At 69.8% G+C, this 13,908-nt stretch carries 15 protein-coding genes and 1 pseudogene; 7 read left to right on the forward strand and 9 right to left on the reverse strand.

Going from position 1 to position 13,908, the window contains the following annotated elements; translation table 11 throughout:
* A pseudogene (locus tag A9977_RS34420) lies at positions 1–179 on the reverse strand (aspartate aminotransferase family protein); the annotation flags it as partial.
* 117 nt (positions 180–296) lie between these two features.
* Here A9977_RS34420 and hemL point away from each other — a divergent pair.
* Both hemL and A9977_RS23545 read left to right on the forward strand, forming a co-directional pair.
* Entirely contained in the window at positions 297–1,586 is a 1,290-nt protein-coding gene (gene hemL / locus A9977_RS23540) for a glutamate-1-semialdehyde 2,1-aminomutase (protein ID WP_183027277.1), read from the forward strand.
* Positions 1,583–2,053, forward strand: a complete 471-nt coding sequence (locus A9977_RS23545) for a hypothetical protein (protein WP_183027278.1) — start codon at positions 1,583–1,585, stop codon at positions 2,051–2,053. Before hemL ends, A9977_RS23545 begins: the two co-directional genes overlap by 4 nt.
* A 39-nt stretch (positions 2,054–2,092) precedes the next feature.
* Here A9977_RS23545 and purH read toward each other — a convergent pair whose 3' ends face one another.
* From purH to dusB, 3 genes are all read right to left on the reverse strand, one after another.
* Positions 2,093–3,700, reverse strand: coding sequence for a bifunctional phosphoribosylaminoimidazolecarboxamide formyltransferase/IMP cyclohydrolase (gene purH, locus A9977_RS23550; RefSeq protein ID WP_183027279.1), 1,608 nt, complete (start codon positions 3,698–3,700; stop codon positions 2,093–2,095).
* Between the two features lie 139 nt (positions 3,701–3,839).
* On the reverse strand, positions 3,840–4,076 hold the full coding sequence (locus A9977_RS23555; protein ID WP_183027280.1) for a Fis family transcriptional regulator: 237 nt from the start codon (positions 4,074–4,076) through the stop codon (positions 3,840–3,842).
* Between the two features lie 20 nt (positions 4,077–4,096).
* A complete protein-coding gene (gene dusB, locus A9977_RS23560) occupies positions 4,097–5,164 on the reverse strand; it encodes a tRNA dihydrouridine synthase DusB (protein WP_183027281.1) in 1,068 nt (355 codons plus the stop codon).
* A gap of 172 nt (positions 5,165–5,336) precedes the next feature.
* On the opposite strand from dusB, the gene A9977_RS23565 reads away from it, so the two are divergent.
* Positions 5,337–5,810: a YqaA family protein gene (locus A9977_RS23565; protein WP_183027282.1), complete on the forward strand. Its 474-nt coding sequence runs from the start codon at positions 5,337–5,339 to the stop codon at positions 5,808–5,810.
* A gap of 21 nt (positions 5,811–5,831) precedes the next feature.
* On the opposite strand, the gene A9977_RS23570 is transcribed toward A9977_RS23565, so the two are convergent.
* The 3 genes from A9977_RS23570 to A9977_RS23580 all read right to left on the reverse strand — a co-directional run bounded on the left by A9977_RS23570 (position 5,832) and on the right by A9977_RS23580 (position 9,240).
* The gene (locus A9977_RS23570) at positions 5,832–6,506 is read right to left on the reverse strand and encodes a glutathione S-transferase (RefSeq protein ID WP_183027283.1); all 675 of its coding nucleotides are present in this window, start codon (positions 6,504–6,506) and stop codon (positions 5,832–5,834) included.
* A gap of 89 nt (positions 6,507–6,595) precedes the next feature.
* A complete protein-coding gene (locus A9977_RS23575) occupies positions 6,596–7,453 on the reverse strand; it encodes an IclR family transcriptional regulator (protein WP_183027284.1) in 858 nt (285 codons plus the stop codon).
* An 89-nt stretch (positions 7,454–7,542) separates the two neighbouring features.
* On the reverse strand, positions 7,543–9,240 hold the full coding sequence (locus A9977_RS23580; protein WP_259652119.1) for an FAD-dependent oxidoreductase: 1,698 nt from the start codon (positions 9,238–9,240) through the stop codon (positions 7,543–7,545).
* A gap of 93 nt (positions 9,241–9,333) precedes the next feature.
* Between A9977_RS23580 and A9977_RS23585 the strand changes: the two genes are divergently transcribed.
* On the forward strand, positions 9,334–9,603 hold the full coding sequence (locus A9977_RS23585) for a helix-turn-helix transcriptional regulator (RefSeq protein ID WP_183027286.1): 270 nt from the start codon (positions 9,334–9,336) through the stop codon (positions 9,601–9,603).
* A gap of 103 nt (positions 9,604–9,706) precedes the next feature.
* Positions 9,707–10,492, forward strand: a complete 786-nt coding sequence (locus A9977_RS23590; RefSeq protein ID WP_183027287.1) for an SDR family NAD(P)-dependent oxidoreductase — start codon at positions 9,707–9,709, stop codon at positions 10,490–10,492.
* A 42-nt stretch (positions 10,493–10,534) separates the two neighbouring features.
* Here A9977_RS23590 and A9977_RS23595 read toward each other — a convergent pair whose 3' ends face one another.
* Entirely contained in the window at positions 10,535–11,521 is a 987-nt protein-coding gene (locus A9977_RS23595) for a tripartite tricarboxylate transporter substrate binding protein (RefSeq protein ID WP_183027288.1), read from the reverse strand.
* Positions 11,522–11,638: 117 nt separating this feature from the next.
* Positions 11,639–12,454: an SDR family NAD(P)-dependent oxidoreductase gene (locus A9977_RS23600; protein ID WP_183027289.1), complete on the reverse strand. Its 816-nt coding sequence runs from the start codon at positions 12,452–12,454 to the stop codon at positions 11,639–11,641.
* A 154-nt stretch (positions 12,455–12,608) separates the two neighbouring features.
* Between A9977_RS23600 and A9977_RS23605 the strand changes: the two genes are divergently transcribed.
* Entirely contained in the window at positions 12,609–13,076 is a 468-nt protein-coding gene (locus A9977_RS23605) for an SgcJ/EcaC family oxidoreductase (RefSeq protein ID WP_220812044.1), read from the forward strand.
* A gap of 5 nt (positions 13,077–13,081) precedes the next feature.
* Positions 13,082–13,903 (forward strand): SDR family NAD(P)-dependent oxidoreductase, encoded by an 822-nt coding sequence (locus tag A9977_RS23610; protein ID WP_220812046.1) that lies wholly within the window; start codon positions 13,082–13,084, stop codon positions 13,901–13,903.
* Positions 13,904–13,908 lie beyond the last annotated feature (5 nt).

A 13,908-nucleotide genomic window follows, 5' to 3' on the forward strand; every position in this document is an offset into this window, starting at 1 on the left:
GAGCCGATGTAGTCGATGTAGCGCTTCCCGTTGGCGTCCCAGAAGTAGGCGCCCTGCGCGCGCTGGATGAAGCGCGGCGTGCCGCCCACGGCCTTGAAGGCGCGCACCGGCGAGTTCACGCCGCCGGGGATCACGGCGCTGGCGCGTTGGAAGAGGGTCTGGTTGTTGTCAGTGGTCATGTCTTGCGTAAGGTTCGATGGCGGCCCATTGCCCTCGAGGGGGCGATACCAGCGGCCCGGCAAAGCCGGTTCCGCGGTATCCCTGGCAATGGGCCGCCATCGAACCTTACGCAAGACATGACCACTGACAACAACCAGACCCTCTTCCAACGCGCCAGCGCCGTGATCCCCGGCGGCGTGAACTCGCCGGTGCGCGCCTTCAAGGCCGTGGGCGGCACGCCGCGCTTCATCCAGCGCGCGCAGGGCGCCTACTTCTGGGACGCCAACGGGAAGCGCTACATCGACTACATCGGCTCCTGGGGCCCGATGATCCTGGGCCACGGCCACCCGGCGGTGGTCGATGCGGTGCAGAAGGCGGTGCTCGAAGGCTTCTCCTACGGCGCGCCGACCGAGCGCGAGATCGAACTGGCCGAAGCCATCCTGGCGCTGGTGCCGTCGATGGAGATGGTGCGGCTCGTGAGCTCGGGCACCGAGGCCGCGATGAGCGCGCTGCGCCTGGCGCGCGGCGCCACCGGCCGCAAGCACATCATCAAGTTCGAGGGCTGCTACCACGGCCATGCCGACGCGCTGCTGGTCAAGGCCGGCTCGGGCCTGGCCACCTTCGGCCATCCGACCTCGGGCGGCGTCCCGCCCGAAGCGGTGCAGCACACGATCGTGCTCGAGTACAACAACATCGCCCAGCTCGAGGAAGCCTTCGCGCTGCACGGCAAGGACATGGCCTGCCTGATGATCGAGGCCATCGCGGGCAACATGAACTTCGTGCGCGCCACGCCCGAATTCGCCCGCCGCTGCCGCGAGCTCTGCACGCAGCACGGCGCGCTGCTGGTGTTCGACGAAGTGATGACCGGCTTCCGCGTGGGACTGCACGGCGCGCAGGGCGTGCTGGGCATCACGCCCGACCTCACGGTGCTGGGCAAGGTGATCGGCGGCGGCATGCCGCTGGCGGCCTTCGGCGGGCCGCGCGCCATCATGGAACAACTCGCGCCGCTGGGCCCGGTCTACCAGGCCGGCACGCTCTCGGGCAACCCGGTGGCCACGGCCTGCGGCCTGGCGACGCTCAAGGAGATCGCCAAGCCCGGCTTCTACGAGGCGCTGTCGGCCAAGACGCGCACGCTGGTCGCGGGCCTGAAAGCCGCGGCGGATGCCGAAGGCGTGCCCTTCAACGTCGACAGCGAGGGCGGCATGTTCGGCTTCTTCCTGATGAAGGACAAGCCACAGAATTACGGCACCGTGATGACCACCGACAACGCGAAATTCAACGCGCTGTTTCACGGATTGCTCGATCGCGGCGTGTACATTGCACCCGCGCTCTACGAGGCCGGCTTCGTGAGCGCTGCCCACAGCGACGAGGACATCGCTGCCACCATCGACGCCGCACGTCAGATCTTCCACGCATCCCAGCCATGAATTCCCTGCGCGCCCTGCCGCTCCTGAGTGCCCTCCTGCTGCCCGGCCTGGCGCTGGCGCAGTCCTTCGACCCGAAGGAAATCTGGATCAACCCCGGCTTCTACTCGGCGCACTTCGACAGCAACAAGGGCCTCGAGAACTCAAACTACGGGCTGGGCTTCGAGTACCCGCTGAGCGACGTCTACCGGCTCACGGCCGGCACCTTCCACAACAGCGACCGCCGGCAGTCGAACTACCTGGGCCTGTACGTGCTGCCCTTCGAGGTCTATGGCGTGCGGCTGGGTGCCGTGGTCGGCGGTTTCGACGGCTACCCCAACTACCGCAACGGCAACTGGTTCCCGGCCCTGATCCCCACCGCGGCGATCGAGGGCAAGAACTGGGGGCTCAACATCGCCTACGTGCCGACGATCAAGAACCGGCTGTACGGCGCGCTGACCTTCCAGCTCAAGTACCGCTTCAAGGACTGAGCCTGCACCGGCCGCTTGCGCGCCGAGGCGCGCAAGCGTTCAGTGCCGGAAGTGGCGCACGCCGGAGAGCACCATCACCACGCCGCGCTCGTCCGCGGCATCGATGACTTCCTGGTCGCGCATCGAGCCACCCGGCTGGATCACGCAGCTCGCGCCCGCATCCACCACCACGTCGAGGCCGTCGCGGAAGGGGAAGAAGGCGTCGCTGGCCACGGCGGTGTTTTTCAGCGACAGGCCCGCGTGCTCGGCCTTGATGCTCGCGATGCGCGCCGAGTCGAGGCGGCTCATCTGGCCCGCGCCCACGCCCATGGTCATCCCGTCGGCACAGAACACGATGGCGTTGCTCTTCACGTACTTCGCGACCTTCCAGGCGAACAGCAGGTCTTCGAGCTGCTGGGGCGTGGGTTGCTTCTTGCTGACCACCTTGAGCTCGCTGGCCGCGAGCTCGTGGTTGTCGGCGGTCTGGATCAACAGGCCCGAGCCGACGCGCTTGACGTCCATCGCGTTGCGGCCGTTGTCCCAGTCGCTGGTGCCGCCCTGGGGCAGCGCGATTTCCAGCACGCGCACGTTGAGCTTGGCCTTGGTGGCCTGGAACACTTCCAGCGCCTCGGGCGTGTAGCCCGGCGCCATCAGCACTTCGACGAACTGCTTGGCGATGGCCTGGGCGGTCTCTGCGTCGACCGGACGGTTGAAGGCGATGATGCCGCCGAAGGCCGAGGTCGGGTCGGTCTTGAAGGCCTTCGAATAGGCTTCCGCCGCATCCTTGCCGATGGCCACACCGCAGGGGTTGGCGTGCTTGACGATCACGCAGGCCGGCACGTCGAAGCTCTTGACGCATTCCCAGGCCGCATCGGCATCGGCGATGTTGTTGTAGCTGAGTTCCTTGCCCTGCAGCTGCTTTGCAGACACCAGCGAACCGGGCGCCGGATGCAGGTCGCGGTAGAAGGCGGCCTGCTGGTGCGGGTTCTCGCCGTAGCGCAGGTCCTGCACCTTGACGAAGCGGCCGTTGCTCTGCGCCGGGAACAGCGAGCGCGTCGGAGCGGGCTGGCCGATGCTGGCGTCGAAGTCGATGGCCGAGAGGTAGTCGCTGATCGCGCCGTCGTAGTCGGCGATGCGGTTGAAGGCGGCCACCGAGAAGGCGAACTTGGTCTTGTCGCTGAGCTGGCCGTCGGCCTTCAGTTCGGCCAGCGCCACCGCGTACTGCGAGGCGTCGGTGAGCACGCCCACGTCCTTCCAGTTCTTGGCCGCGCTGCGCACCATGGCCGGGCCGCCGATGTCGATGTTCTCGATCGCGTCTTCCAGCGTGCAGCCGGCCTTGGCCACGGTGGCTTCGAAGGGGTAGAGGTTGACGATCAGCAGGTCGATGGTGTCGATGCCGTGGGCCTGGATCGCCGCCACGTGTTCGGGCAGGTCGCGGCGCGCCAGCAGGCCGCCGTGGATCTTCGGATGCAGCGTCTTCACGCGGCCGTCGAGCATCTCGGGGAAGCCGGTGTGCTCGGCCACTTCGGTCACCGGCAGGCCGGCGTCGGCCAGCAGCTTGGCGGTGCCGCCGGTGGACAGCAGCTTCGTGCCCAGCGCATGCAGCGCCTGGGCGAATTCGAGGATGCCGGTCTTGTCGGAGACGGAAATCAGTGCGGTCAGTGCCATAGGGTTCTCAACAAAAGCAAAAGGGGCGGTGTTCTTTTTCGGGGACCACCGCGGAACCGGCTTGGCCGGGCCGCCGGTGGTGCCCCCTCGAGGGGGAGGTCGTCGCGACACGCAGTGCGCGGCGACTTCGGGGGTGGGCCTACTTGATCAGTTTGTGCTCGACCAGCTTCTTGCGCAGCGTGTTGCGGTTGAGTCCCAGCCACTGGGCGGCCTTGGACTGGTTGCCCTCCGCGCGGGTCATCACCACGTCGAGCAGCGGTTTCTCCACCACCCGCACCAGCATGTCGTACATGCCGTCAGGCTCGATGCCCCGCAGGTCGCGGAAATAGCTGTCGAGGCTGTTCCTCACGCATTCGTCGATGTTCTTCTTGCTCATGGTCTTCTTCTCTTGTGTTCTCAATGCGCGGCCGTGGCCGCGCCCTCGTCCTGGGCACCCTCTTCGTCCTCCGCCTCGACAGCGTCCCGGTGCACGGGAATGCGTTCCATCCCCTGGGCCAACTGCTCGAAATAGTCGGACACCGCGCGCAGTTGCTGCGCGCAGTCCTCGATGCCGTTCATGCGGCCGCGGAATGCCTCGCCGCCGGGCAGCGCGCGCACGTACCAGCCGATGTGCTTGCGTGCCGTGCGCACGCCGCTGTATTCGCCGTAGAGCCCGTAGTGCTCCTGCAGGTGATCGAGCAGCAGCCGGCGCACCTCGGCCACCAGCGGCGGTGCAAGGTGCGTGCCCGTCGCGAGGAAATGCGCGATCTCGCGGAAGATCCAGGGCCGGCCCTGCGCCGCGCGGCCGATCATCACCGCGTCGGCGCCGGTCGCGGCCAGCACCTCGCGCGCCTTCTCGGGGCTGGTGACGTCGCCGTTGGCCACCACCGGCACCCGCACCGCGGCCTTGACGGCGGCGATGGTGTCGTATTCGGCCGATCCCTTGTAGCCCTGCTCGCGCGTGCGGCCGTGCACGGTCAGCATCTGCACACCGGCGGATTCGAAATCGCGCGCCAGCTTGACGGCGTTGCGGTGGTCGGCGCTCCAGCCGGTGCGCATCTTGAGCGTCACCGGCACGCCGTGCGGCGCGGCCGCGTCGACGACCGCGCGCGCGATCTCCAGCGCCAGCGGTTCGTCGCGCATCAGCGCCGAACCGGCCCACTTGTTGCAGACCTTCTTGGCCGGGCAACCCATGTTGATGTCGATGATCTGCGCGCCGCGGTCGATGTTGTACTGCGCCGCCTCGGCCATCATGGCCGCGTCGGTGCCCGCGATCTGCACCGCGATGGGGCCCGGCTCGCCCGCATGGTCGGCGCGGCGCGAGGTCTTGAGCGTGTTCCACAGCTCCTTGCGTGAGGTCACCATCTCGCTCACCGCATAGCCCGCCCCCAACGAACGGCAGAGCATGCGGAACGGCCGGTCGGTCACGCCGGCCATGGGCGCGACGAACAGCCGGTTTTCCAGCGCGATAGGGCCGATCTGCATGGTGGTCAAGGAGGGGGGAGCGAGCGCGGGGCTGCTGAAAAATGAGGCACGATTGTAGCCAAGCGTCATTTCAGGGGCTGAAACGTTTGAACTAAGGCTTCCCCTCTTGCGCGGGCCGCGCGGCGCCCCCTCCCACGTGACGCGGCCGATCGCCTTCCTATACTGCGATGCAATGGAAGCCTGGCTCGACTCTCTCCTGACCCTCCTGGCGCTGCCCCAATACGGGTTGTCGACGCTTTTCTTCGCCGCCTTCGTCTCCGCCACGCTGATTCCCGTGGGCTCCGAGCCGATCCTGTTCGGCCTGCTGCGCCTCAACCCCGACATGTTCTGGTCGGCCATCGCGGTGGCGACGGTGGGCAACACGCTGGGCGGCGCGGTCGACTGGTGGATGGGCTACGGCGCCCACCAGGTGGCCGACAAGTACTCGAACTCCAAGCACCATGTGCGGGTGCTGGCCTGGCTCGAGCGATTGGGGCCCAAGGCCTGCCTGCTCAGCTGGCTGCCGCTGGTAGGCGACCCGCTGTGCGCGGTGGCCGGCTGGCTCAAGCTGCCTTTCTGGCCCTGCGTGTTCTACATGGCCATCGGCAAGTTCGCGCGCTACGTGACGATGACCGTGGCGCTGCTCTACATCTGGCCCACGCACTGAAAAGCGCGGCGCCGTCCTCCTTCAGGACAACAGGCCGTAGGGGCCACCGCGTTCCAGCGCGCGCCGGTAGGCCGGCCGCGCATGGATGCGTTCGAGCCAGGCCATCAACCGCGGCCGGCTGGCGTCGAGCCCGCCGCGGGCCCGGGCCGCTTCGAGCGGGAAGCTCATCTGGATGTCGGCGCCGGTGAACTCGGGCCCGGCGAACCACGCGCCCTGGCCGAGCTCGCCTTCCATGAAGTCCAGGTGCGTCTTGAGATTGGGCGCCACGAAGCCGGCCTTGGCCTTGCCCGCGATCATCCGGGCCACGGGCTTCACGAAGAAGGGCATCTTGCTGCTCTCGATGCGGTCGAAGATCAGCTTGAGCAGCAGCGGCGGCATGGCCGAGCCCTCGGCGTAGTGCAGCCAGTAGCGGTAGCGCAGCGCCTCCGCGCTGCCCGCCGCGGGCGCGAGCCGGCCCTGGCCGTGGCGCTCGATCAGCGTCTCGATGATCGCGCCCGACTCGGCCAGCACCAGCCCCTCGTCGGTCGTCACCACCGGCGACTTGCCCAGGGGATGGACCTTGCGCAGTTCCGGTGGCGCCAGCATCGTCTTGGGATCGCGCTCGTAACGCACGATGTCGTAGGGCAGCCCGAGCTCTTCGAGCAGCCAGAGCACGCGCTGCGAGCGCGAGTTGTTGAGGTGGTGGACGGTGATCATGGGTGCAGCTTGCACGCCAGGCGCCGGAAGAGGCCTGCAGCGGTTCCGGTTTCTAACCGATCCGGCCGCCTCGCGCCCGCGCCATGCGATCAGCGGCCCTTGCCGAAGCGCGCGCCACCGAAGGCATCGCGCTCGGAGGCGAGGCTGGCGAAATAGGGTGCGAGCCGCCGTTCCATCTGCGCCACCACCTCCTGCAGTTGGCGCGCGATCTCGGGCGCGCGTGCATGCGGGATGCGGTGGTTCGGCCCCACCACGGTGATCGAGCCGAAGGGGCGCCCCGCCGCGGTCAGCGCCACAGCGATCGCCGAATCGCCCAGCGCGACGCGGTTGCGCAGGAAGGCGTAGCCGCAGCGCGCCGCTTCCTCGATGGCGGTGACGAAATCCTCCTGGCCCACCTTGTAGGGGCCGCGCAGCCTCGGCAGGGACAGCGAGACGATGTGGTCGCGCTCCTCGCGCGGCAGGCGCGCCAGCATGGCCACGCTGCCGGAGCCGGCCCCCAGCGGCCAGCGCGTGCCCATCACCAGCAGCACGCGCGCGCCGGCCGTGGGGCTGTTGCAGCAGTCGATGCAGACCGCCTCGTCGCCGCTGCGGATGGTCAGGTAGACGGTTTCGCCCGTGCTCTCGGCCAGCTGCAGCAGGTAGGGCCGGCAGTGGGGGCGGATCTCGAAATGCGGTGCCGCCGCCAGCCCCAGCTCGAACAGCATGGGCCCAAGGATGTAGCGGCGCGAGGTTTCGACCTTGCGGGCCAGCCCTTCGTCGATCAGCTGGCCCAGCAGCCGGTGCACCGTGGGATGCGGCAGGCCCACGTAGGTGGAGAGTTCCGACAGGCCCAGCCCATGGCCTCCCGCGACGGCCAGCATGCGCAGCAGGTGCGCGGCGCGACCGATCGTGCTGTCGTTGCTGGACCCGGCGCGCGGCTTGAGGGTCCCTGGACTGGGCGCTTCCATGGCGGCGAGTCTAGCCCGCTCCACCGGTGTGAGCGGCGGGATCGCAGCCGCTGCGTCCTCCGTGCACGATGCCATGCGCCGCGCCCCGCTCAGGCCTGTTGCGCCTCGGCGTGGCTCACCGCGACGTGGGCGAAAGTGATGGCGGGGCCCAGCGTGATGCCGCCGCCCGGGTAGGCGCCGCGCATCATCGAGGCCAGCTCGTTGCCGCAGGCATAGAGGCCGGGGATGGGTGCGCCGGCAGCGTCGACGACCCGCGCATGCGCGTCGGTCTGCAGCCCGATCGCGGTCCCCAGCGTGGCCGGCACGATGGGCAGCGCATAGAAGGGGCCGCGCGCGATCGGCGCCAGGTTGGGGTTGGGCTGCACCGCCGGGTCGCCCCAGGAATGGTTGTAGGCGGTGTCGCCCTTGCCGAAGTCGGTGTCGACGCCGGTCGCGCAGAAGGCGTTGTGGCGCCGCACCTCGTCCACCAGCCCCGCGGGGTCGAGGCCCGCGCGCGCCGCCAGTTCGGCCAGCGTGTCGGCACGCAGCAGGTAGCCGTCGCGCAGCATGCGCGGCATCTGCACCAGATTCCAGGGCCAGGGCCGCACGGCCCCGAGGCCGCGCCGGTGCATGAAGTCGGCGTCGCAGACGAAGTAGAAGCGCTGCTGCCCCGCGCGCTGGCGTTCGAACAGCGCCAGCACGATGTCGTGGTACGAGTTCGACTCGTTGACGAAGCGTCGTCCCGTGCCGTCGACGGCGATCACGCCGGGCCGGCCGCGGTCGAGGTAGCCGTAGATGAACGTCTCGCGCCGCTGGCCACTCACCCGTTCCGAGGCCGGCGTCCAGAGGCCCGGCGAATGCAGCGCCGTGTCGACCTGAGCGCCGACCGCACGCGCGGCGCCGATGCCGTCGCCCGTGTTCGCGCCGAAGGCCATCGAATGCAAATGCGGGAAGCGCGGCGCCAGTTCGGCGCGCAGCGGCTGGCTGTGCGGGAAGCCGCCGGTGGCCAGCACCACGCCCAGGCGCGCATTCACGCGGCGCGGGCCGTCGGGCGTGTCGACCTCGGCCCCGGCCACGCGTCCGCCCTCTTCCACCAGCGACACCAGCGGCGACGACAGCCAGATCTGCGCCGGGGTGGTGCGCAGGTAGGCGAACATGCGCGCGACCAGCGCATTGCCGTTCGAAATGACGGTGCCGCGCGGGTAGCCGCGCAGGCGGTCGCCCGCGTGCCGCAGCACACGGCTGACCACGCGCGAGAACGCGGCGAACGAGGCCAGGGGCCGCACGAACTTGGCCACGTCGTCGGGGCCGAGCATCATGCCGCCGAGCACCAGCAGGTTGCTGATCGGCGCCCGCACCTTCGCGAAATCCGCACCGAGTTCGCGCCCGTCATAGGCGCGCGCCTGCAGCGAGCGGCCGCGCGCCACGGCACCGGGCGCCGCGCTGTGGTAGTCGGGCATGTCGATCAGGTCGAAGGGCACGCCGGCCTGTTCCAGCGCCTGCAGCGCCGGCACGCCGTGCGCCAGGTAGGCCGAGACCAGGTCGTCGCGGTAGAGCGCACCGGCCTCGCCCCGGAGGTAGGTGCGGACCGCCTCGGCCGAGTCCGCGACGCCGGCCTGGCGCGCCTGCGGGCTGCAGGGGATCCAGACCACGCCACCCGAGGTGGCCGTGGTGCCACCCAGCTGCGCGCTCTTCTCGCACAGCAGCACGCGCAGGCCGCGCTGCGCCGCGAAGACGGCCGTGGCCAGCCCCCCCGCGCCGGAACCGAACACCAGCAGGTCGACCTGCACGGGCGCGTCCTGGCTCATCGGGCGCCTCCCGCCGCTGTCCATTCAACGGACATTGCGGTGGTCGGCGGGGCGAACTGTTCGTAAATTCGCGCACCTACAAGGAAGACAAGCATGATGGAAGTCAGCGACCACACAGCGGCGCCCCCTGCGGGCGCGCACAGCGGATTCATCGACAGCTCGCGGGAGCGACTGAAGACCGTCGCACCCCTGCTCTCGCCGAGAGAGGTGGAGGTGTGCATCCGGATCATGCTGGGTGTCACGTCCGAGGGCATCGGGATCGATCTGGGAATTAGCCGAAACACAGTTCTTACCTATAGAAAACGGGCCTACGCGAGGCTCAACATCTCGTCCCAGAACCAGTTGTTCCGGTTGCTCATGTAAGTTGTCGACTCTAGGCAGCCAGGCAGCGTCCCGCCATCACATGGCGATGTGACGCCCCACCGTCCGACTCACGCGTGCAGCGCATGCACCGATGGAAGAACCCATGCCATTCCCCCACAAGGTCTGCGTCGTCACCGGCGCGGCCAGCGGCATCGGCCGCGAGATCGCCTGGGCCTTCGCGGCCGCCGGCGGCGACGTGCTCGCGGTCGACCGCGACCCGGTCCTGCTCGAGCAGCTGGCGGACGAGGCGGCAGGCGCCGCGCTGCGCATCCGCGGCGCGGTGTGCGACGTGGCCGATGCGGCGCAGATCGCGCGCACCTGCGACGAGCTCATCGCGCGCGCCGGCCGCTGCGACGTGCTGGTCAACAACGCGGGCATCCTGCGGCGCGGCGCGCTGGAGGACCTGGACGATGCTCAGTGGGACCAGGTGCTGGACATCAACCTCGGCGGCGGCTTCCGCTTCGCGCGGCAGCTCGGGCGCCACATGATCGCGGAGCGCCGCGGCGCCATCGTCCACATTGCCTCCATCGCGGCCACGCAGGCGCACGGCGGATGCGGCGCCTATTCGGCGTCGAAGGCGGCGACGGTGGCGCTGTCCGCGCAGATGGCCGTGGAGTGGGGCCCGCACGGCGTGCGCTCCAACTGCATCAGCCCCGGCTTGATCGAGACCGCATTGAGCGCGCCCTTCTATGCGGTGCCCGGCGTGCGCGCGCAGCGCGAGCAACTGGTGCCGCTGCGCGCGATCGGCACGCCCCGCCACGTGGCCGACGCCGCCCTGTTCCTGGCGAGCGATGCGGCCGCCTACATCAGCGGCCACAACCTCGTGATCGACGGCGGCCTGTCGCATGCACTGATCGGGCAGGTGCCCCGGCCGCAGGCCGCCGCCTGAGCCCAGCCCCCCAAAAAAAAGCGCCCTGGACGGGCGCCTTCCTCACTTCACCGAGATCTTGTTCTCGTTGATCACCTTTTGCATCTGCTGCGCCATGGTCAGCGCCTGCTCGCGCAAGCCGCTGCCGGGCAGGTAGGTGGCCACCACGCCGCGCGATTCGAAGTCCTTGCGCACCGACTCCAGCGTCAGCACCTTCTTGAACGCCGCGCTGAGCTTCTCGGCGATCGGCGCCGGCACGCCGGCGGGCGCGATGATGCCCACGTAGGGATCGAAGAAGTAGTTCGGCAGGCCGGCCTTGGCCATGGTCGGCAGTTCCGGCAGCACGCCCTTCAGGCCGTGGCCGGTCCAGGCGTAGGCCCGCAGCTGGCCGGACTTCACGAACTGCAGCGAGCCCGGCACGTCGGTCAGGATGAAGTCGATCTGCTTGGCCACCAGGGCCTGCACCGCGGGCGCCGTGCCGCCCGGGTAGGGAATCATGGTGGCGCTCACGCCCATCTGGTTCAGCATCATCTGGGTGCCCAGGTGGGTCACCGAGCCCACGCCGAAAGAGCCGTAGTTGAGCTTGGTGCCGTCCGCACGCAGGCGCTCGGTGAACTCCTTGAGGTTGTTGGCCGGGAAGTCGCCGCGTGCCACCAGCACGTAGGGCGCGGTCATCATCGACGCGATGAAGGTGAAGTCCTGTTCCACCTTGTACGGCGCGTCGTACAGCAGGGGCACGATCGACAGGGCGTCGGCGCCGGCCGCCATGATGGTGTAGCCGTCCGGCTTGGAACTCAGCAGCGCGCGCGCCGCGATCAGGTTGTTGCCGCCCGGACGGTTCTCGATCACCACCGGTTGACCCAGCTCCTTGGCCAGTTCCTGGCCCACGATGCGGGCCGCCACGTCGGTGGCGCCGCCGGGCGCGAAGGGAATGATCACGCGCAGGGGCCGGTTCGGCCAGTCGTTGGGCTCGGCCGCGAACGCCGGGACGGCGATGGCGGAGGCCAGCAGGGCGGCGCACAGGGCGCGGCGGTGGAGGGTCTTTGTCATATGTTTCTTCTCTGGTGAACGAACGGGACGCGCGCCGCATCCCGCTACCGCGACTGTAGGAACGAAGCGGCGCCAGCGCTGCCACATCGCGATGTGACAGCCGGCCCGCCGCCCGCCTTACTGCATGCGGACGCCGCCGTTGACGTCCAGCGTGGCGCCGGTGACGAAGGCCGCGTCGACGGAGGCGAGATAGGACGCGGCCGCCGCGATCTCGTGCGGCAGGCCGACGCGGCCCAGGGGCAGCATCGCCATCGCGTCGTAGGCGGTGCCGGCAGTCTGGGCGTCGGCCGCCTTGCGCGAGGACCGCATCATGGGCGTCTCGACCGGCCCGGGCGCGATCGCGTTCACCGTGATGCCCTGCGCCGCGAGCTCGCGCGCGACGACGCGGGTCAGGCCCAGCACCGCGGCCTTGGAGCTCACGTAGGGCGAGCGGCTCTGGTAGCCACCCAGCTGCCCTGCCGAGGACGAGACGGTGATCACCCGGCCGTGCGGCACCGCCTGCCGCGCACGCCAGCGCGCGAACTCGCGCACGCACAGGAAGCAGCCCGTGACATTGACGGCGAGCGTGAAGTTCCAGGTGTCGAGCGTGGTGTCGACCAGCGCCGGCTGCCGGCCGCCGGGCCCGTTGCCGACCACGCCGGCGAAGGTGGCGAGCACCGCGATCGGGCCGAGCCCGGTCTCGATCGTCTCGAAGGCCTGCGCGACCGAGGCCTCGCTCGTCACGTCCAGCGCGATGCCGCGGTGGCCGGTGCCCGGCAGGGCCGCGGCGATGCGTTCGGCCTGCGCCGCATCCATGTCGGCCACCACCACGCGCAGGCCATCCTCCGCGAAGCGCTGCGCCACCGCGTGGCCGAGCGCGCCGGCACCGCCGGTGATCAACGCCACGCGGGGCGCGGCGACAGGAGAAGCGTTGGAGGATGGAGCAGAGGACATGGCAGGCCGTTCGATGGGGCCCGAAAGTCTAGACCGCGCGTCCGCGCCCGTCTGCCCCATGCGGATGTGACGGGTCCGCAGCCTCTGGAAGCGCCTTGCGGAGGCCCTCGGCCGCTAAAGTTTCGGCCATGAAAAATCCTGCAATGGGCGCGACGTGAGCGCCGTCGGAGTGAACGAAGTCCCGGACCTGGTGGCCGTCCAGGTGATGCGGCTCTATGCGCGCCAATCGCGCCTGATCGACAGCGGCGATGCCGCGGCGTGGGCCGCGACCTTCACCGCCGACGGCGTGTTCGCCTCGCCGTCCTACCCCGAGCCCGCGACGGGCACGCACCAACTGCGCGCCTTCGCCGAGCGCTTCGCCGCGGGCAATGCCTCGGGCACCGTGAGCCGGCATGTGATCACCAACGTGGATGTGCTGCCCGGCGCGGACGAAGACCGGCTCGTGGTCCACGCCTACCTGCAGATCGTGGCCACGCCGCGCGGCGAGTTCAGCCGCCTCGTGCGCCTGACCACCATCACCGACCAGCTGCTGCGCCGCGACGGCGCCTGGCGCGTCGCCCACCGCCAAGTGCTGCGCGACGATGCCGAACCGACCCGCACACCCAGCGAAAGCAAGGCATGAGCGCCGTGGAAACAACCCCGAAGCACCCCGGCCGCGTCGAGGGCCGACTGATGGCGGCGGAGCACCCGGACCTGCGCGGCAAGGTGGCCGTGGTGACCGGTGCCGGCCGCGGCATGGGCGCGCGCTTCGCCGCAGCCCTGGCGCGCCGCGGCGTGCAGGTGGTGGGCGCCGACATCGACGTCGCCGCGGTGGAAGAGGCGGCGAAGGCCATCGCCCTGGAGCACCGCGAGGTCGCCGGCGCCGGCGAGGTCGTGGCCACCACGGTCGATGTGCGCAGCCGCGCGGCCCAGCAGGCGCTGGCCGACTTCGCCGTCGAGCGCTTCGGCCGGCTCGACCTGTGGATCAACAACGCGGGCATCTTCCCCGCCGCGCCGGCCGCCGAGATTCCCGTCTCGCAGATCCAGGCCACCCTGGCGATCAACGTCGAGGGCGTGCTCTACGGCGCGCAGGCCGCGGCGTCGGTCATGAAGCCGGGCGGCGCGATCCTCAACATGGCCAGCGTGGCCGCCTTCCGCGTGCGGCGGCTGCGGGCCGCGTACTGCGCCTCGAAGGCCGCGGTGGCGCACCTGACCGAATCGCTGGCGGTGGAGTTCGGCGACCTGGGGCTGCGCGTCAACGCGATCGCCCCGGGCCTCATCGACACCGAGATGACGCATTGGCTCCAGAACGATGCCGAGACGCTGGGCAGGACGCTGGACAACATCCCGCTGCACCGCATGGGCTCGCCCGAGGAAGTCGTCGGCCCGCTGCTCTTCCTGCTCTCGGACAGCGCGCGCTACGTGACCGGCCACATCCTGACGGTGGACGGCGGCTCGCGGCACGTCTAGGCCTG

This window comes from Variovorax sp. UMC13 (genome assembly GCF_014170375.1).
Lineage (GTDB): Bacteria > Pseudomonadota > Gammaproteobacteria > Burkholderiales > Burkholderiaceae_C > Variovorax.